This is a genomic window from Streptomyces sp. LaBMicrA B280, from assembly GCF_049222185.1.
In the GTDB taxonomy this organism is placed as follows: Bacteria; Actinomycetota; Actinomycetes; order Streptomycetales; family Streptomycetaceae; genus Streptomyces; species Streptomyces murinus.
The window spans coordinates 14,422-31,800 of the sequence record NZ_JBMJCT010000016.1; the positions used below are offsets into that span (position 1 = coordinate 14,422).

General features: G+C 70.4%; 19 protein-coding genes. 15 read left to right on the forward strand and 4 right to left on the reverse strand.

The genetic code is table 11. The annotated features are described in order from the left end of the window. The first annotated feature begins 235 nt into the window (after positions 1-235). The gene (locus ACLF5H_RS16160) at positions 236-433 is read left to right on the forward strand and encodes a hypothetical protein (protein WP_421676770.1); all 198 of its coding nucleotides are present in this window, start codon (positions 236-238) and stop codon (positions 431-433) included. A gap of 63 nt (positions 434-496) precedes the next feature. Continuing rightward, the gene (locus tag ACLF5H_RS16165; RefSeq protein ID WP_393952956.1) at positions 497-1,198 is read left to right on the forward strand and encodes a DUF4191 domain-containing protein; all 702 of its coding nucleotides are present in this window, start codon (positions 497-499) and stop codon (positions 1,196-1,198) included. 107 nt (positions 1,199-1,305) lie between these two features. Here ACLF5H_RS16165 and ACLF5H_RS16170 read toward each other — a convergent pair whose 3' ends face one another. Further along, complete coding sequence (locus ACLF5H_RS16170) at positions 1,306-1,773, reverse strand: RDD family protein (RefSeq protein ID WP_086807630.1); 468 nt, start codon at positions 1,771-1,773, stop codon at positions 1,306-1,308. 210 nt (positions 1,774-1,983) lie between these two features. Between ACLF5H_RS16170 and glnA the strand changes: the two genes are divergently transcribed. Then, a complete protein-coding gene (gene glnA, locus ACLF5H_RS16175; RefSeq protein ID WP_037652883.1) occupies positions 1,984-3,393 on the forward strand; it encodes a type I glutamate--ammonia ligase in 1,410 nt (469 codons plus the stop codon). A gap of 84 nt (positions 3,394-3,477) precedes the next feature. Here the strand turns inward: glnA and ACLF5H_RS16180 are convergent, their stop codons facing one another. Further along, positions 3,478-4,440, reverse strand: a complete 963-nt coding sequence (locus ACLF5H_RS16180; RefSeq protein ID WP_421676771.1) for a hypothetical protein — start codon at positions 4,438-4,440, stop codon at positions 3,478-3,480. Positions 4,441-4,573: 133 nt separating this feature from the next. Between ACLF5H_RS16180 and ACLF5H_RS16185 the strand changes: the two genes are divergently transcribed. Continuing rightward, positions 4,574-6,040, forward strand: coding sequence for a hypothetical protein (locus ACLF5H_RS16185; protein ID WP_421676772.1), 1,467 nt, complete (start codon positions 4,574-4,576; stop codon positions 6,038-6,040). Between the two features lie 385 nt (positions 6,041-6,425). On the opposite strand, the gene ACLF5H_RS16190 is transcribed toward ACLF5H_RS16185, so the two are convergent. Beyond that, a complete protein-coding gene (locus tag ACLF5H_RS16190; protein WP_128789734.1) occupies positions 6,426-6,686 on the reverse strand; it encodes a hypothetical protein in 261 nt (86 codons plus the stop codon). A gap of 346 nt (positions 6,687-7,032) precedes the next feature. Between ACLF5H_RS16190 and ACLF5H_RS16195 the strand changes: the two genes are divergently transcribed. The 3 genes from ACLF5H_RS16195 (at position 7,033) to pspAB (ending at position 8,971) form a co-directional block, all read left to right on the forward strand. Further along, entirely contained in the window at positions 7,033-7,290 is a 258-nt protein-coding gene (locus tag ACLF5H_RS16195; RefSeq protein ID WP_421676773.1) for a hypothetical protein, read from the forward strand. A 125-nt stretch (positions 7,291-7,415) separates the two neighbouring features. Beyond that, complete coding sequence (gene htpX, locus ACLF5H_RS16200; RefSeq protein ID WP_421676774.1) at positions 7,416-8,342, forward strand: zinc metalloprotease HtpX; 927 nt, start codon at positions 7,416-7,418, stop codon at positions 8,340-8,342. Between the two features lie 44 nt (positions 8,343-8,386). Beyond that, positions 8,387-8,971: a PspA-associated protein PspAB gene (pspAB, locus tag ACLF5H_RS16205; RefSeq protein WP_421676775.1), complete on the forward strand. Its 585-nt coding sequence runs from the start codon at positions 8,387-8,389 to the stop codon at positions 8,969-8,971. A 131-nt stretch (positions 8,972-9,102) separates the two neighbouring features. On the opposite strand, the gene ACLF5H_RS16210 is transcribed toward pspAB, so the two are convergent. After that, the gene (locus ACLF5H_RS16210; RefSeq protein WP_421676776.1) at positions 9,103-9,417 is read right to left on the reverse strand and encodes a hypothetical protein; all 315 of its coding nucleotides are present in this window, start codon (positions 9,415-9,417) and stop codon (positions 9,103-9,105) included. Between the two features lie 164 nt (positions 9,418-9,581). On the opposite strand from ACLF5H_RS16210, the gene ACLF5H_RS16215 reads away from it, so the two are divergent. From ACLF5H_RS16215 to ACLF5H_RS16250, 8 genes are all read left to right on the forward strand, one after another. Further along, on the forward strand, positions 9,582-9,956 hold the full coding sequence (locus tag ACLF5H_RS16215; RefSeq protein WP_421676777.1) for an arsenate reductase family protein: 375 nt from the start codon (positions 9,582-9,584) through the stop codon (positions 9,954-9,956). Positions 9,957-10,186: 230 nt separating this feature from the next. Beyond that, the gene (locus ACLF5H_RS16220) at positions 10,187-11,116 is read left to right on the forward strand and encodes a CDP-diacylglycerol diphosphatase (protein ID WP_421676778.1); all 930 of its coding nucleotides are present in this window, start codon (positions 10,187-10,189) and stop codon (positions 11,114-11,116) included. Positions 11,117-11,332: 216 nt separating this feature from the next. After that, the gene (gene glnII, locus ACLF5H_RS16225; RefSeq protein ID WP_421676779.1) at positions 11,333-12,364 is read left to right on the forward strand and encodes a glutamine synthetase; all 1,032 of its coding nucleotides are present in this window, start codon (positions 11,333-11,335) and stop codon (positions 12,362-12,364) included. Between the two features lie 515 nt (positions 12,365-12,879). After that, a complete protein-coding gene (locus ACLF5H_RS16230; RefSeq protein WP_421676780.1) occupies positions 12,880-13,509 on the forward strand; it encodes a winged helix-turn-helix domain-containing protein in 630 nt (209 codons plus the stop codon). Between the two features lie 64 nt (positions 13,510-13,573). Next, positions 13,574-14,635, forward strand: a complete 1,062-nt coding sequence (locus ACLF5H_RS16235; RefSeq protein ID WP_421676781.1) for an NAD-dependent epimerase/dehydratase family protein — start codon at positions 13,574-13,576, stop codon at positions 14,633-14,635. Positions 14,636-14,666: 31 nt separating this feature from the next. After that, positions 14,667-15,926, forward strand: coding sequence for a sensor histidine kinase (locus ACLF5H_RS16240; RefSeq protein ID WP_421676782.1), 1,260 nt, complete (start codon positions 14,667-14,669; stop codon positions 15,924-15,926). Then, on the forward strand, positions 15,911-16,567 hold the full coding sequence (locus ACLF5H_RS16245; RefSeq protein WP_421676783.1) for a LuxR C-terminal-related transcriptional regulator: 657 nt from the start codon (positions 15,911-15,913) through the stop codon (positions 16,565-16,567). Before ACLF5H_RS16240 ends, ACLF5H_RS16245 begins: the two co-directional genes overlap by 16 nt. Before the next feature lie 77 nt (positions 16,568-16,644). Continuing rightward, the gene (locus ACLF5H_RS16250) at positions 16,645-17,151 is read left to right on the forward strand and encodes a tetratricopeptide repeat protein (protein WP_421676784.1); all 507 of its coding nucleotides are present in this window, start codon (positions 16,645-16,647) and stop codon (positions 17,149-17,151) included. Positions 17,152-17,379: the final 228 nt, after the last annotated feature.

Sequence of the window (17,379 nt, forward strand, 5' to 3'; positions counted from 1 at the left end):
CGCCTTTTGGGCGTGTGAATTCGCGCACAAGTGATTACCGGCCAGTAGCGGCCGGTTCGACGCGGTCCTGACCGTCCTCCCTGATGGGGGCGCCCGTCAGGGCCGCGTCAGGGTTTGTGGGTCCCATATCAAGGCTTCATTGGTGTTTGACCGCTCGGACACGCCCTGGTAACACCGATCAGTGACCCTCGAATCACGCCTCGTACACCACCCGCTCGCAGGGGGTATCTCGACCATGCAGGCCCCGCCGGTACGCGCCACCGCCATCCCCTCCCTCACCGACGCCCTCCGCGCCGTCGAGTCGCTGCTGATGAGCGGCGGCCAGCGCACCGCCCGCCGCAACGCCTGGACCTCGGTCCTGGAGGACCGCCGCCGGGCCAAGGACCGGGTGGAGGCACAGCGCTTCTACGAGCGGTCCGCGGACGGCTCCTAGCACCGTCGCCCCTCCCGGGCACTGCCGTCGTCCGCGCTCCCGGGGCCACGTAGACTTCGTGCCATGGCGAGGAAGGAAACCGCGGCGGACGCCGCGAATGCCGGGCGACTGAAGCAGATCGCCCTCACATACAAGATGACCCGCAAGGTCGACACCAAGATCGGCCTTGTGCTCGCGGCGGTCGGTCTCGGCACGCTCGCGGTGTTCCTCGTGATCGGCTTCTTGCTGGGCCACCCGGTGTACCTGGGCATCTTCGGTCTGCTGGTCGGCCTGCTGGGGGCCGCGGTCGTGTTCGGCCGCCGGGCCGAGCGGGCCGCCTTCGGGCAGATGGAGGGCCAGCCGGGCGCCGCGGCAGCGGTGCTGGACAACGTCGGCCGGGGCTGGACCACCACCCCCGCGGTGGCGATGAACCGCAGCCAGGACGTGGTGCACCGCGCGGTCGGCAAGGCCGGCATCGTGCTGGTCGCCGAGGGCAACCCGAACCGGGTGAAGAGCCTGCTGGCCGCCGAGAAGAAGAAGATGAACCGCATCGTCGCCGATGTGCCGGTGCACGACATCATCGTGGGCACCGGCGACGGCCAGGTCGAGCTGAAGAAGCTGCGCACCACCATGCTGAAGCTTCCGCGGGTGCTGACCGGCCCCCAGGTGACCACCACCAACGACCGGCTGCGCGCGCTCGGCGACCTGATGAGCAACATGCCGGTGCCGAAGGGTCCGATGCCCAAGGGCATGCGGATGCCGAAGGGCGGCAAGAGCGGCCGCTAGGCCCGCGACGCGGGTCCGACTCGCGGCACGACTCGTAGTACGACGATGGGGGCGCCCGGTGTCACACCGGGCGCCCCCATCGTCGTACCGCTCGCCCCCGTAAGGGCTCAGACGCGGACCTCGACCGTCTTCGCCAGCCGGTCGTGCAGACCGCGGCCGTCGCGGTCCCAGACCAGGGCCGGGATGGCGAGGCACAGCAGGGCGGTGCGGACCAGGGAGCGCAGCGGGTTGACGGTGCCGGTCTCCAGGGCCACGACCCGGATGCCGAACAGTCGCTTGCCCGGGGTGAAGCCGATGGTGCCGACCAGCAGGGCGCTCATGACGAAGAAGACGCCGAGCGCCCAGTTGCCGGTGCCCTGGTCGTAGCCATGCGTGATCAAGCTGTATGCGATCAGCAGGCACAGCGCCCAGTCGACCGCGATGGCCCCGAGCCGCCTGCCCGGCCGGGCCAGCGAGTTGGGGCCCTCCTCGGGGAGGCCCAGCTGTTCACCCCGGTAACCGAAGTCCGCGCCGGCGTCTTCCATGGCCGCGCGAGGGCCGGAGAGCCACGATCCGATTGCCTGCCTGTTGTCCACCCGACCACGGTACTGCGTCCCCATATGACCGGGGGACGCCGGGGTGTCCCGGCGCTACGGTTGAGGAGTGGCCGGTTAACTTCTGCGAAACAATCGGGTCACGCCGGAGAAATCACCCGTCCCTAGGGTCAGGACGAGCGTGTGCCACCGCACTGGCCGCACGAACGATCTACCACCCCGGCGAGGACGGTCGGGAGTAGGAGGAGCTGGATGTTCCAGAACGCCGACGAGGCCAAGAAGTTCATCGCGGACGAGGACGTCAAGTTCATCGACGTCCGGTTCTGCGACCTGCCGGGCATCATGCAGCACTTCACCGTGCCCGCGGAGGCGTTCGACCCGGACGAGGAGCTGGCCTTCGACGGATCCTCGATCCGCGGTTTCCAGGCCATCCACGAGTCCGACATGGCGCTGCGGGCCGATCTGTCCACGGCCCGTGTCGACCCGTTCCGCCGGGACAAGACGGTCAACATCAACTTCTTCATCCACGACCCGATCACGGGCGAGCAGTACTCCCGTGACCCGCGCAACGTGGCCCGCAAGGCCGAGGCCTACCTCGCCTCGACCGGCATCGCGGACACCGCGTTCTTCGGCCCCGAGGCCGAGTTCTACGTGTTCGACTCCGTGCGCTTCCAGACCAGCGCGAACGAGTCCTTCTACCACATCGACTCCGAGGCGGGCGCCTGGAACACCGGTGCGGTGGAGAACAACCGCGGCTACAAGGTCCGCTACAAGGGCGGCTACTTCCCGGTCGCGCCGGTGGACCACTTCGCCGACCTGCGCGCCGAGATCTCCCTGGAGCTGGAGAACTCCGGCCTGAAGGTGGAGCGCCAGCACCACGAGGTGGGCACGGCCGGCCAGGCGGAGATCAACTACAAGTTCAACACGCTGCTCGCCGCCGCCGACGACCTCCAGCTCTTCAAGTACATCGTGAAGAACGTGGCCTGGCGCAACGGCAAGACCGCGACCTTCATGCCGAAGCCGATCTTCGGTGACAACGGCTCGGGCATGCACGTCCACCAGTCGCTGTGGAGCAACGGCGACCCGCTGTTCTACGACGAGGCCGGGTACGCGGGCCTGTCCGACACCGCCCGCTACTACATCGGCGGCATCCTCAAGCACGCCCCGTCGCTGCTGGCCTTCACCAACCCGACGGTGAACTCGTACCACCGACTGGTGCCGGGCTTCGAGGCGCCGATCAACCTGGTGTACTCGCAGCGCAACCGCTCCGCCGCGATGCGTATCCCGATCACCGGCTCCAACCCGAAGGCCAAGCGCGTCGAGTTCCGCGCGCCCGACTCCTCCGGCAACCCGTACCTCGCCTTCTCGGCCCTGCTCCTCGCGGGCCTGGACGGCATCAAGAACAAGATCGAGCCGGCCGAGCCGATCGACAAGGACCTCTACGAGCTGGCCCCCGAGGAGCACGCGGGCGTCGCCCAGGTCCCGACCTCCCTCGGCGCCGTCCTCGACCGCCTGGAGTCCGACCACGAGTTCCTCCTCCAGGGCGACGTCTTCACGTCCGACCTGATCGAGACCTGGATCGACCTCAAGCGCACCCAGGAAATCGCCCCACTGCAGCTGCGCCCGCACCCGCACGAGTTCGAGCTGTACTTCGACGTGTAAGCCTCGATCGCCGCATGACGAAGGCTGCCACCCGCGCGGGTGGCAGCCTTCGTCATGCGGGCCCCGCGCACGAAACGAGCGGTACTACTCCGCGGTCGGCTCAGGGATGCGCCACGTGATCTGGAAGCGCTCGGAATCGGGCAGCCCGAGCGGGCCGACCGGGCTGATCTGTTTGATCAGGTAGCCGAAGACCATGTGATGCGCCTCCTCCGAAACCTCGTCCCAGGTGTCCGGGGTCACGATCATCACCTCGTGCATCAGACTCACGTCCGACTCGTTCTCCAGCATCTCCGCCCGGTCGTCCCGGTCCATCGTCTCGTCGGCACGCATGGCACGGATCGACTCCGCGAGGAGATTCGGTTCGTGACTCAGCCGCCGGAGTATCTCCTGGCAGCCGTAGCGGAAAGCCGCGTACGCCTCCATGGCCTCCCGATCGGGGTTGCTGTAGCCGTACGGCGAGCCTTCCGCCGCGCCTATGTAGTCGCCCTTCAGCGTGTGCAGCAAGACCCTGAGCGCGTGTTCGGCTCCCTGCTCCTCGATGAACCGCATCATCGCCTGCACCCAGTGGTCTTCGGGTATCAGCGGCTCGTGCGGGGCGGCGAGCGAGGGGTGAATCTCGATGGCGCTGAACGGATTCACCAGGATGCCCATGACCATCTCCGGCGTCCACTTGCCGTCCTCACCTCCCCAGCCTCCGTTGACGAGCTCCTGGAAGGACTTCAGCGCCCCCGACTCCCCCTCGTCGACGGCACGCCACAGCGGGAGGAACCTGGCGGTCTCGAGATCCTCGTCCCGGGGCGGACTGCACTGCCCGGCCAGGGCCCTGACGATGTCGTGCACGGTCTGCCACCGCGGCACTCGTATTCCCTGGACGGCGGATCTGACGCTCTCGTGGCTGGCGTCCGAGAGCCTGTCGTCGCGGCCCCGGATGAGCGTGCTCACCTTCCGGAAGCTCAACCGGCCTGCTGCACGATGCAGTTCTTGTAGAGCTTCGACCAAGTCCTTGCGCGCGCCTTCTGGTTGGGGTGGGGCGCTGGAAGCAGCCACGTACGTTCCTCCGTGTCCGGGTTGTCAAGTTCGCCGATGACTCAGAAGCCGTCGGCCGGAGCCGAGTCAGCTTTCGTCAAGTTCACCATTCGGGGCGCCAAACCGTGACTCGCGGCCAATCGGTGAGGTGAGCATGGAGAAGGCGCCGGTGAAGCGCCGACCACTCAAGGAGTCACCACGCATGCACATCCCGCCCTACGCCCGTGACACGATCCGCGCCGCGTTGCCCAGCATTCCCACCTCTCGCCAGGTGGGGGCTCTGGATTGCTGCGTATGCGACGAGCCGTTCGGTGAGGACCTCGCCGCCATACCGCTCGGACCGACGCCGACGTCGGGACTGTTCGGATGCCACCCTTGTCTGACCCGATTGGTCAGACAAGCGCGACGGGCCCGCGACACCTCGCTCACCCGGAGAGCCGAGCAGGTTCGGGCGGAGCAGGCGGCCTGGTTGCCGGTGTGCGAACGCCATCTCGCCCGGCTCGACAGGGTTCGGCGCGCCGCGGAGGCCGTGGCAGAACTGGCCCGGGGGGCGGAGACCGAGGCGCAGCAGGTCGCCTGGCTTCTGGTCTCGTTGGAATCGGCGTTCAACTGGATACCGGACACACCGGAACCGCCCGCCTCTGTGGACGATGGCGGATCGGAGCTGAGGGAGGAGGCTTTCCGGCTCAATCTTTCCCTGATCGCGGCGCGTGAGGCGGTGGCCGAGCGGCTTGCCTATCACCTGATCAATGAGGCGCAGCCTGACGAGCCCGAGATGTGCGAGGAGTTCGAATGCCCGGAGGACTGCTCGGGGCGCCATGACTCGTCGCACATCGATTGCGGACCGGACAGCATCTTCGACGACCTGGCCGAGCACGGCATCACCGTGGAGAAGCCGGAGCCCGAACCCCTGTCGCCCCGGCTCGCGGCTCTCCTGGGGAAGAACGGCGCGACCGAAGAGAGACGCGCCCCGCTGCCGGACATCGAGGAACAAGCCCCCGTGGTTCTGGCGCACTTCGGCATCGAAGCGGACGACCTGGGCATCCTGACGAGTGCGGCGGCGGTCGGCCTCGTCACCGATGCCTGGCGCGAGGGGCCGCTGGACGAGATCCACGCGGCCGACGACGGCCCCACCGACGGGGAGATCTTCGCACAGAGCGTCGATCTCTACCGCAGGGCCCATGCGGCTCTGCTGGCGGCACAGCACGAAGGGCCCGAGGCGCTGTTCGCGTTCGTTGCCGTCGCCTCGGATCTGGACCTCCCCTGGGCCGGTGGTTCACGTTTCACACTGCGGGCAACGGTCCAACCGATGGAGGAGTTCGTCCAACACGTCGAAAACCGGGTCTGGTTCACCATGGAAGTGATGCGTGAACAGGGCTGGCGCGCAGGGCTGCTCCACAGGGCCACCTCGGCCGCGGTCAAGGCTGCCACCCACTTCGGTATGCCGGGCTGGCCCGGCGCCGTCACCACAGTGATGGAGCGGCTGGCCACGCTGGACCGGTCGGGCGCGCCCAAGGCACTGGCCGACCTCGCGGCAGTGGAGGCATCACTGCTCGAGGCTCCCGACCGGCTGGGAACTGACGCCCTCGACTGGATCTGCCGCCAAGCGCTGCTCGGCTAGCGATCCACTCGACGCGTCCGGCTCACGGAGCGACCATGACGAGCCTCGATGAGGAAGTGAAGTATTGCGCTTGACCGGACCGCGGGGTGCCTTGAAGCAGGAATCGGAGGTAATCCTGTGAAGTGGGACGACCTCACCCTGGCCATCCTCGCCTTTTTTGGTTGCCTCACTCTTCTCCTAGCACAGATAGGAGAGATATTGACGAAACTGCCACAGATCATCCGCGCCTGGCGACGGGTACGGAACGAGCTGCGCAGCGGGGCGAACACCGACGACCAGGACGCCCCACAGGAATGACGCCGACTGAAGTACCGGAAAATACGGATGCGCGGGGCCGCCTCCTCGGTGGGAAGCGGCCCCGGACGTATGTCACAGCCTGGGTGCGTCAGGGCACCACGACCACCACCACGGGGGAGTTGTAGCCGTAGCCGAAGCCGTTGTTGAAGCCGAAGAAGCCGCCGCGGTTGAAGCCGCGGTTGAAGTTGTTGAAGCCGAAGCAGTTACGGCCGTAACAGCCGCGGTTGGTGGAGACGTGGGTCTGGGTCGACGCCGACGCGGTGCTCGCGGTGGCCACGGTGGCTCCGCCCGCCAGCAGAACGCCGACGGCGGACACCGCGGCGAGACGCCTCGCGCGCTGTGCATTCATCGAACTGCCCTCCTTCCATTCCCCCGACGCCGTTGCGGGCACCGGAAGATGGCCGCACCCGCGGTTTCGGCGGGACGCGGTCGTGGGTGATGCCGCCTGGATTCAGGAAGCAGGGCTGACGTTCCCCTGGTCGACGGGGATGGCGCACGTCCGGCGCACCCTGCGGCGCGGCTCTGCTGAAAATGCTAGCGGCCGGATCAGCACCCGGCATCCGGACGCGAATCGGGCGTAAACGGGCAGCTCAGAGCCCCTGTGCAACCTTTCGTACCGCTCGTGCTTCCTATCTCCGGGGGCCCCACGGGATCGTGGACCCGCAGCTGTCCGGACGAGAGAGGTTGAACGGGGAATGTCTGAACAGGACGACTGGGAGCGGGAGTTCGATCATGGTTGGGCGAACTCCGCTCAGCACAAGGAGCCTTCCGCCCGCGCCCGGATGCTCGCCGCCCGCTGGAAGGAGAACCCGCCGGACCCGGCCCCCTTCCGCGCCGACCCGGAGCTCAGGGGGTCGCGCCGCTCGTCCTGGGTGTCGACCGCGGTGGTCCTCGGCTGTGTGGCCGCGGTGATCGTGCTGCTGGGGTACGCTCAGATAAGGAACGGTTACTGATCGGCTACCGAGAGTCACGTAGGCCGCCGATCGGCGAGCGGGGCCTGTCGGCCCCCTCGCCATACCGTGCCGCAGGTGCACACTGGACAGCGGGACGAAGGTGCCCGACTGCGGGGTGATGCAAGATGCGGAGCCGCTTTAGGAGCGACCGGCGACTGACCGTGCGGATGACGGTCACGATGTTCCTGCTCGGACTGCTGTACGTGGCCTTCATCGCCGCGCTGCTCGTACTGCTGAAGTCCTGGCTGCTGGTCGTCGTCCTGATGGGCGCGATGTTCGTGGCCCAGTTCTGGTTCTCCGACCGGATCGCGATGTTCGCCATGCACGGGCGGGTCGTGGAGCGCGAGGAGTATCCCGAGCTGCACGCGGTGGTGGACCGGCTGTGCGCGATGGCGGACATGCCGAAACCGACGGTCGCCGTGTCCGAGATGGACATGCCGAACGCGTTCGCGACGGGGCGCAATCCCGATCACGCCGTGGTCTGTGTGACCACCGGGCTGCTGCGCCGGCTGGAGCCCGGCGAGCTGGAGGGCGTGCTGGCGCACGAGCTGTCGCACGTGGCGCACAAGGACGTCGCCGTGATCACCATCGCCTCCTTCCTCGGCGTGGTCGCGGGCCTGCTCGTGCGGTTCGCCTTCTACTCGCAGATCTTCGGCGGGGGCCGCAGGGACCAGAACACCGCCGTCGTCTTCGCGGGCGTGATGGGCGTCTCGGCGGCCGTGTACGCGATCAGCTTCCTGCTGATCAGGGCGCTGTCGCGGTACCGGGAGCTGGCCGCCGACCGCGCCGCCGCGCAGCTGACCGGGCGCCCCTCGGCGCTGGCCTCGGCGCTCACCAAGGTCACCGGGGACATCGCCCGCATCCCGACCAAGGACCTGCGCACGGCCCAGGCGTTCAACGCCTTCTACTTCACCCCGGCGACCGGCAAGGAGCCCGGCATCGAGCGGTTCTTCTCCACCCACCCGACGCTCCAGCAGCGGCTGGACCAGCTGGGCCGGATCTCGGCGGAGCTGGGCGAGACGACCGTACCGCCGGAGGCCGACCGGGCATGAGCGGACCGGGATCCGGTACATCACAACAGAAGGCGGGCTGAGCGTTGGGGTTGCTGGACATCCTGCTGGGGCGCACCAAGCCCGTCGCCCCCGATCTCGATCAGCTCTTCGCGCTGCCCTCGGCCGCCGTCACGCTCCAGGCCGCGATGGGCTTCGTGCCGACCGGGCGGGGCGCGGTGTGCTTCGCGACCGTGGAGGGCGCGGCCTTCGAGCAGACCCACCGGGAGGTGCAGGCGCTGCTGGACGCGGACGCGGAGCGGGCCGGATCACCGGTGGAGCTGCGCCGGGACGACTACGGCTACTCATGGCTGGTCTCCCGCCGCTCCCCCGACCAGCTGCCGCAGCTGGTCAACGATCTGCACGCGGTGAACAGCTCCCTCGAGCTCAACGGCTTCGGCCCGCAGCTGCTGTGCTCGCTGGCCGGCTTCGCCGACGACGCGGGGCGCGCCCTCGCGCTCGTCTACCTCTACAAGCGGGGCACCTTCTACCCCTTCGCCCCGCTGGCCGGGGGCGGTGAGCGCCGGGACAACGCGCTGGAGCTCCAGGTGCGGTCCGTACTCGCCGATGATCTGCGGATCGAGCAGGACCTCTCCCGCTGGTTCCCGGTGTGGGGCGCCCCCGGCCTGTGATCCTTCCGGCTCGAACTCCCGGACGCCGAGCACCAGTTGGGCCTGTGGTTCCGCGGCCGTCCCGAGGGCGGACGGCGGTCGCCGACGGCGCCGGGCAGTGCCGTCGGCATGCCGCCCGGCGCCGCGGCGGGTCAGCGGCTGTAGCGCATGAACGCCCGCACCATGCGGCACGTGGTGTCGGACGGCGGGCGCATGCCGATCGTCTCGGCGGTGCCCCGGATGGTGTCGTCGCGCGCCTGGTCCGGCAGATAGACACCGGAGTCGAGCAGGGCGATGGCCAGGCGCATGGCCTTCAGCCGCCGGTTGTGCGAGACGTACCACTCCCGGGGGCGCCCGGCCGGCAGGGGCCGCTTCGTGGCGGGCTCGTACGGCGAGTCGAAGAGCACGGGGTGCTGGGCGGTGGACTGGGTCGGCGACGGCTTCGGCTTGAGAGCGGCAGCGGGCACGGGCATCCTCCAGACGCGATCAGGGCACCGGCCGGCGAGCCCGGCGACACCCTCGAACACTGCTTCTATTCTACGGCGGACCACTGACAAAAGGCCCTGGCCACAAGGGCTTTCGGGGCTTCCGGGACAGGGGTGGCGAACGGGTTTTCGCGTACCGTGGGGCCATGGAGATCTGGATCAACCCGGCCTGTTCGAAGTGCCGCAGCGCGCTCAGCCTGCTCGACGCCGAGGGGGTCGGGTACACCGTGCGGCGCTATCTGGAGGACGTGCCGAGCGAGGACGAGATCAGGGCCGTACTCGGGCGCCTCGGTCTGGAGCCGTGGGACATCACCCGCACCCAGGAGCCGGCCGCGAAGGAACTGGGGCTCAAGGACTGGCCCCGGGACGAGGCTTCCCGTGACCGCTGGATCCGGGCCCTGTCCGAACACCCGAAGCTGATCCAGCGGCCCATCATCACGGCGGACGACGGCACGGCCCTGGTGGCCCGGACCGAGGAGGCGGTACGGGAGGCGATCGGGCACGGGGCGACGTCCGGGTGAGGGGGTGTCGCGGGACCGGGTGAGCAATCCGCACGACCGCCCCGGCCCGCCCGTTCCACCTCGGCGCCGCGCTGCCGAGGGTGATGAGGCAGAACGCCCCTCAATGGCGGAACGCGCCACACCGACCGGTTCATCCGAGGGGAAATCCGATTCCCCGGCCCCTGTTCCGTGAACGGATCGGTGAGGGGCGGAAACCGAAGCGGAAGTCATCACCATCGGAGATCACGCGCATGAGCGACCAGAAGAACACGGATGAATTCCCCCGGCGCCGCTTCGTCGCGCTCTCGGGCGCCGTCGGCGGCGCGGCACTGCTGACCGGCGCCGGGGTCATGACGGGTACGACCGCCGCCGCGGACACGGCGCACGGCGGGCCCACGCCCACCCCGTCGTGCTCCGCCACCCCGCCGCCCGGCGGGGCGAACCCCTGTCCGCCCGCTCAGCTCCAGCCCCTGTGCGGCATGCCCAGCGACAACGACCTGCTGTGGAACGACGTCAAGTACTGCACGCAGGGCATCACCCCGCCGCCCCCGCAGGGCAAGCCCGACTGCCTGAAGATGACCCCGAACTACGTCGTGCTGCACGGAAGCCCGGAGAACACGCACAACTATCTCCTCCTCCCCTCGTGCCGGATCACGGGCATCGAATGCCCGTTCATCCACATGGACTCGGCGGCGAACTACTGGCACGAAGCCTGGGAGAACGCGCGGCACGGGGGAAGCGTTCCGGTGCAGTACGCGAACATCGGCCTGGGAATCAATTCGCAGCACGCGCGCCGCTACCAGCAGCTGCATATCCACATGGCCGGGATCAGGCCGAGCACGCAGCGGCGGCTCCAGGAACTCGAGGCCCAGGGCCGTATGGCCACCCAGCCCTCCCAGTGGGCCGCGCCCGCCAGCCAGGCGCCCGTCTCGGGGCCCATGGGCTCGGGGGACCGCGTCTACCGCATCCTCAGGCTCCCGGACCTCCAGCAGAACCTGTTCACGCTGCTGTACCGGAACGTGGTGGTCCCCAACTCGCTGAACATGGCGGACCAGACCCTCATCGTGGTCCCGAAGATGACGGCCGCCGGGGTCTTCGCCGGTTCCTTCTACGTCCTCAACAGCGACACGTCCCTCTACGACGGCACCAGCACCTGCGACTACCTGCTGGTGTACGGCTGACGGGACGCAGGGGTCGCGGCCGGCCGGTTTCACCCGGTCGGCCGAACCCCCTACGTGATCCGGGGCACAAAACCCCCAGGTAACACGGGGTTCACATAAGGGCAATGGTCGGGAAACGGCCTGTTGGCAGGGTTCCGGACAGATCGACAGACGGCGCGCGGCGCCGCACCGGCACCCGCAAGTGCGCCCGAACCACCCCGAAGGATGTGTCCCCCCGTGACCTTCAAGGCCGAGTACATCTGGATCGACGGCACCGCGCCGACGGCCAAGCTCCGTTCCAAGACGAAGATCATCACGGGTGGCCCGGCCGGTCTCGACACGCTGCCGCTGTGGGGCTTCGACGGCTCCTCCACCAACCAGGCCGAGGGCCACGCCTCGGACCGCGTGCTCAAGCCGGTCTTCACCTGCCCGGACCCGATCCGCGGCGGCGACGACGTGCTGGTGCTGTGCGAGGTCCTGAACACGGACATGACGCCGCACGCCTCCAACACCCGCGCCGAACTGGCCGAGGTCTCCGCGCGGTTCGCGGCGCAGGAGCCGGTCTTCGGCATCGAGCAGGAATACACCTTCTTCGACGGCACCCGCCCGCTGGGCTTCCCCGAGGGCGGCTTCCCGGCCCCCCAGGGCGGCTACTACTGCGGTGTCGGCGCCGACGAGATCTTCGGCCGCGACGTCGTCGAGGCGCACCTCGACAACTGTCTGAAGGCCGGTCTCGGTATCTCCGGCATCAACGCCGAGGTCATGCCGGGCCAGTGGGAGTTCCAGGTCGGCCCGCTCGCCCCGCTGGAGGTCTCCGACCAGCTGTGGGTGGCCCGCTGGCTGCTGTACCGCACCGCCGAGGACTTCAAGATCTCCGCGACCCTCGACCCCAAGCCGGTCAAGGGCGACTGGAACGGCGCGGGCGCGCACACCAACTTCTCCACCAAGGCGATGCGCGAGGGCTACGACGCGATCATCACCGCGTGCGAGTCGCTGGGCGAGGGTTCCAAGCCGCTGGACCACGTCAAGAACTACGGCGCCGGCATCGACGAGCGGCTGACCGGTCTGCACGAGACCGCCCCGTGGGACGAGTTCACCTACGGCGTCTCCGACCGCGGTGCCTCGGTGCGCATCCCCTGGCAGGTCGAGGTGGACGGCAAGGGCTACATCGAGGACCGCCGTCCGAACGCCAACGTCGACCCGTACCTGGTGACCCGCCTGATGGTGGACACCTGCTGCACGGCGCTGGAGAAGGCCGGCCAGGTCTGACCCACCCGGAGACCCGGGCAGGGGCGCTCGCCGTTCGCGGCGGGCGCCCCTGTCGTATGCCCGGGTGCGCCCCGGAGGCCCCGACCGGCCCCTCGTACCCCTCCAACTGTCCGCATAGTGAGACACCGATTCGGCCGTCTTCGCACCCACAACCCGCTGATCAGGGGCTTGACTCCGGCCCCCGGGGCCCTCGCAACGCAGACTTCACGCCAATGACACGTCCAACCTGTGAGAGGACTCTCGTGCCCGGCGCGCGCCTCTGCTTCAATAAGCGCATGGCCAGCTTCCAGAAGATCACCGCGACGGGTCGCCATGACCTCGAGCCCTTCTGGCCCTCCCGCCAGCATCACGACTTCGACCGGGTGTGTTGTCGCGCGATATCCGCGCGGGCCCTGTGAAGCCGTAACCCCGGCCTTCGGCCAGCGCGGAACGACGTACGTCCCGGCGCGCCCCGACCACGAATCGCGGCCGCCGTCCCTCCCGACGAACCTCTCGCGCGAAAGAGCTGACCTCTCATGGCGACCACTCGTTCCGTCTCCCCCGTCTCCGCCGTCTCCCCGGCCCCCTCCGCGGCCCCGCTGAACGCCCCCGCCCGGCACCGGCTGCGCGCCGTCGACCGGGACGAGGTGGTCGACGTCGCGGACTTCCTGCCGCCGGGCGCCACCTGGCTGCCCGCCCCGCAGCACACCCTGCCCGTGCTGCCCGGCCGCCCGCCGATGGTCGGCTATCTGGTGCTGGTCCCCGCCGACCAGCAGCCGCCGTTCCTGCCCGTCGCGGTGCCGGAGCAGGCGGGGCCCGCGGTGCGGACGGAGCCGGTGGCACAGACCGCCGCCCCGGGCCGGGCGGCCCCCCAGCCGCTGGTCCGGATCGACTCCGGGCGCCGCACCGCCTTCATCGAGGGCCGTGAACTCGACCTGACCTACCTGGAGTTCGAGCTGCTCGCACACCTGGTGGCCCATCCGCACCGGGTGCACACCCGCGACCAGCTGGTCACCACGGTGTGGGGGTACGGCCATGTCGGCGACGGCCGCACCGTCGACGTCCATGTCGCCCGGCTGCGCCGCAAGCTGGGCGCCGAGCACCGCCGGACCATCCAGACCGTGCGCCGGGTCGGCTACAAGTACATTCCGCCGACCGGGCGTTGACCCCCCGGTTCCGCCCTCGGCGGAGTCCCGTGCCGACCGGCCCCCGACCGGGCAGGCTGCCCGCATGAGGCTTCTGGTGCTGGGCGGAACGGAGTTCGTGGGGCGGGCGGTGGTCGAGGCGGCCCTCGGGCGCGGCTGGGAGGTGACCGTCTTCAACCGTGGACGCCACCGGACACCGCCCGGGGCAACGGTGTCGCGCGGTGACCGCACCGCGCCCGGCGGCCTGGCCGCGCTCGCCGAGGGCGACTGGGACGCGGTGGTGGACACCTGGTCGGCGGCGCCCCGCGCGGTGCGGGAGACGGCACGGCTGCTGCGCGACCGCGTCGGACGGTACGCGTACATCTCCAGCTGCTCGGTGTACGCCTGGCCCTGGCCGGCCGGGGCCAGGGCGGACGCCCCGCTGGTCGAGGGCGCGGCGGCGGACGCCGAGCAGCGCGAGTACGCCCTGGACAAGCGGGGCGGTGAGCTGGCCGCGCTGGAGTCCTTCGGCGCGGACGGCTCGCTGCTGGTGCGGGCGGGGCTGATCCTCGGACCGTACGAGAACGTGGGCCGGCTGCCCTGGTGGCTGACCCGGATCGCCCGCGGGGGTCCCGTCCTCGCGCCCGGTCCGCGCGGGCTGCCCCTCCAGTACATCGACGCCCGCGACCTCGCGAACTGGCTTCTCGGCGCGCTGGAGCGGCAGTTGAGCGGGCCGTACGACCTGGTGAGCCCGCCGGGGCACACCACCATGGGCGCGTTCCTCGACGCGTGCCTCGCCGCCACCGGCGCCGCCGCCGAGCTGTGCTGGGCCGACCCGCGGACGGTTCTGGACGCCGGGATCGAGCCGTGGACCGAGCTGCCGGTGTGGGTACCGCCGGGCGGGGAGATGTACGACGCCGTCCACCGGGCCGATGTGTCCCCGGCGCTCGCCACCGGGCTGACGTGCCGCCCGGTGGCGGAGACCGTCGCGGACACCTGGCGGTGGCTGACCTCGATCGGCGGCACCCCGCCCCGGCGGTCCGACCGCGGCGCCCCGGGCGTCGACCCGGAGGTGGAGGCGAAGGTGCTGGCCGCGCTGCGCGAGGGCACCCCCGAAGCCGATGGTGTACCTGGCACCACCCCCCAAGAGGGGGCCTCGGGCCAGTGACCCCCGTCGGCGGGTCGGCGAGACTCACCGTATGAACAGCGACAACATGCGCGACAGGGCCCGCCGGTCCCTGCTGGCCGCCGTACAGGGACTGATGCTGGCCCTGATCACGATGCCCTTCGGCATCGCGTTCCTGGTGCTGACCCTGGTGTCCCTCGCCTTCATCCCGCTCGGCATCGGACTGCTCACGACTCCCCTCGTGCTGACGGGAGTCCGGGCGCTGGCGGATGTGCGCCGGAGGCTGGCGGCCGAGTGGTGCGGGGTGCGGATCCGGGCGGCGTACCGGCCGATCCCGCGCGGCACCAATCCGTGGACGCGCACCTTCACCATGCTGGGCGACCCCCAGACCTGGCGGGACGTGCGCTGGCTGCCGGTGGACTTCACGGCGGGCTTCGTCAGCGCGCTGCTCCCGGCCCTGCTGCTGTTCTACCCGGTCCAGGGGCTGCTGCTGCCCCTCGGGCTGTGGCGGGCGTACACCCAGGGCGGCACGTACTGGTACGCGTTCGTCCCGGTCACCGGGGAGGCCACCGCCATCGGCGCGGCCGTCCTCGCCCTGGTGATCCTGCGCGCCGCCCTGCGGTTCACCCCGGGCCTGCTGACCGCGCACTTCCGGCTCGTCCGGGCGGTGCTCGACAACAGCGAGGGCGAACTCGTCGAGCGGGTACGGGTGTTGACCGAGACCCGGCGGGACGCGGTGGACACCTCCGCCGCCGAACTGCGCCGCATCGAACGGGATCTGCACGACGGCGCCCAGGCCCGGCTCGTCGCCATGGGCATGGACCTCGGCACCATCGAGATGCTGCTCGACAAGGACCCGGAGCAGGCCAGGCGGCTGCTCGCGCAGGCCCGGCGCAACTCGGTGGACGCCCTGGAGGAGCTGCGCGACCTGGTCCGCGGCATCCATCCGCCGGTGCTCGCCGAACGCGGACTCGGCGACGCGGTACGGGCGTTGGCGCTGCGGCTGCCGCTGCCCGCCGAGGTCACGGTGGAGCTGCCGGGCCGGGCGGACGCGCCGGTGGAGTCGGCCGCCTACTTCGCGGTCAGCGAGGTGCTCACCAACGCGGCCAAGCACGCGGGCGCCGACCGGCTCTGGGTGGATCTGCACCACACCGACGGCCGGCTGCGGATCACGGTCACCGACAACGGCAGGGGCGGCGCCTCGGTCGGGTCCGGCTCCGGGCTCGCCGGGATCGAGAAGCGGCTCGGTACATTCGACGGCGTCCTGGCCGTCAGCTCTCCCGCGGGCGGTCCCACCATGGTGACCCTGGAGATCCCGTGCGTGTTGTCCTAGCCGAAGACCTGTTCCTGCTGCGCGACGGACTGGTCCGGCTGCTGGAGGCGTACGGCTTCGACATCGCGGCGGCGGTCGAGTCCGGGCCCGAACTGACGCGTGCGCTGGCCGAGTTGAAGCCGGACGTGGCGGTGGTCGACGTACGGCTGCCGCCCACGCACACCGACGAGGGCCTCCAGTGCGCCCTGGCCGCCCGGCGGGCCCGGCCGGGGCTGCCGGTACTGGTCCTCTCCCAGCACGTGGAGCAGCTGTACGCGCGGGAGCTGCTCGCCGACGGCGACGGCGGGATCGGGTATCTGCTCAAGGACCGGGTGTTCGACGCGGAGCAGTTCGTGGACGCCGTACGGCGGGTCGCGGCGGGAGGTACGGCGATGGACCCCCAGGTCATCCAGCAGCTGCTGGCCCGGAGTTCGGCCGACGACCGGCCGCTCGCGCGGCTCACCCCGCGCGAGCGCGAGGTGCTGGAGCTGATGGCGCAGGGCCGGTCGAACGCGGGCATCGCGGCCCAACTGGTGGTCACCGAGCGGGCGGTGGCCAAGCACACCTCCAACATCTTCGGCAAGCTCGGCCTGGAGGTGTCGGACGACGACAACCGGCGCGTGCTCGCGGTGCTGGCGTATCTCGACGGCGGGCCCCGCTGAGGACCGGCTCGCGGGCCCCGCTGAGGACCGGCTCAAATCCGGTGACCCCGGGGGCACGGGTGTGCGAGGGTGACGCGGTGAACCAGGACTGGGAAGACCGGGTGGACGCCGCTTGGGCCGCCTTCGCCCGCGACGAGTACCCCGAGGAGCGCGCGGCCCAGTTCCGCGCCCTGATCGACGGCCTCGTCGCCGAACTGCCCGAGGACAGCCCGCGGGGCCCCTTCGAGCGGGCCTGCGCCTTCGACTCGACCGGGCTCTCGGACCGGGCCGTGCCGCTGTACCGGGAGGCGCTGGCGCGCGGCCTCGACGGCTACCGGGGGCGGCGGACCCGGATCCAGCTGGCGAGTTCGCTGCGCAACATCGGGCAGCCGGAGGAGGGGGTGAAGCTGCTCACGCCCGAACTGGACGGGCCGGGCGACGAGTTGGACGACGCGGTGCGCGCCTGTCTCGCGCTGTGCCTCTCCAGCCTGGGCCGCGACCGCGAGGGCCTGTCCCTGGTGATCGAGGCGCTGGCCGCCCATCTGCCGCGCTACCAGCGGTCGATGGCCAACTACGCGCGCGCCCTGGTCGAGCCGGAGGCGTGAGAGGGCCGGTGCCGGCGCCGCGCACCCGTCGGCGTCCGGCCGCGTGAACGCACCGGCGCCAGGCCCGCGAGCGCACCGGCTCCGACGGCGGGAACGTGCCGACGCCCGGCTCACGCCCGCACCAGACCTGGCCACCCGGACGCACCGCTTCCCGCAGCCCGAACGCTCCGCTTCCCGCAGCCCGGACGCGTCCACCGCGAGGCCCGGGCACCTCGCCCCGGAGGCCCG

Excerpts from the sequence above, each read along its gene's own strand:
- ACLF5H_RS16160 (WP_421676770.1), top strand. The coding sequence starts at position 236 with ATGCAGGCCCCGCCGGTACGCGCCACCGCCATCCCCTCCCTCACCGAC.
- ACLF5H_RS16215 (WP_421676777.1), top strand. The coding sequence starts at position 9,582 with ATGGAGATCTGGATCAACCCGGCCTGTTCGAAGTGCCGCAGCGCGCTC.
- ACLF5H_RS16190 (WP_128789734.1), bottom strand. The coding sequence starts at position 6,686 with ATGAATGCACAGCGCGCGAGGCGTCTCGCCGCGGTGTCCGCCGTCGGC.
- ACLF5H_RS16165 (WP_393952956.1), top strand. The coding sequence starts at position 497 with ATGGCGAGGAAGGAAACCGCGGCGGACGCCGCGAATGCCGGGCGACTG.
- ACLF5H_RS16185 (WP_421676772.1), top strand. The coding sequence starts at position 4,574 with ATGGAGAAGGCGCCGGTGAAGCGCCGACCACTCAAGGAGTCACCACGC.
- htpX (WP_421676774.1), top strand. The coding sequence starts at position 7,416 with ATGCGGAGCCGCTTTAGGAGCGACCGGCGACTGACCGTGCGGATGACG.
- glnA (WP_037652883.1), top strand. The coding sequence starts at position 1,984 with ATGTTCCAGAACGCCGACGAGGCCAAGAAGTTCATCGCGGACGAGGAC.
- ACLF5H_RS16230 (WP_421676780.1), top strand. The coding sequence starts at position 12,880 with ATGGCGACCACTCGTTCCGTCTCCCCCGTCTCCGCCGTCTCCCCGGCC.
- ACLF5H_RS16220 (WP_421676778.1), top strand. The coding sequence starts at position 10,187 with ATGAGCGACCAGAAGAACACGGATGAATTCCCCCGGCGCCGCTTCGTC.
- ACLF5H_RS16235 (WP_421676781.1), top strand. The coding sequence starts at position 13,574 with ATGAGGCTTCTGGTGCTGGGCGGAACGGAGTTCGTGGGGCGGGCGGTG.
- ACLF5H_RS16195 (WP_421676773.1), top strand. The coding sequence starts at position 7,033 with ATGTCTGAACAGGACGACTGGGAGCGGGAGTTCGATCATGGTTGGGCG.
- ACLF5H_RS16240 (WP_421676782.1), top strand. The coding sequence starts at position 14,667 with ATGAACAGCGACAACATGCGCGACAGGGCCCGCCGGTCCCTGCTGGCC.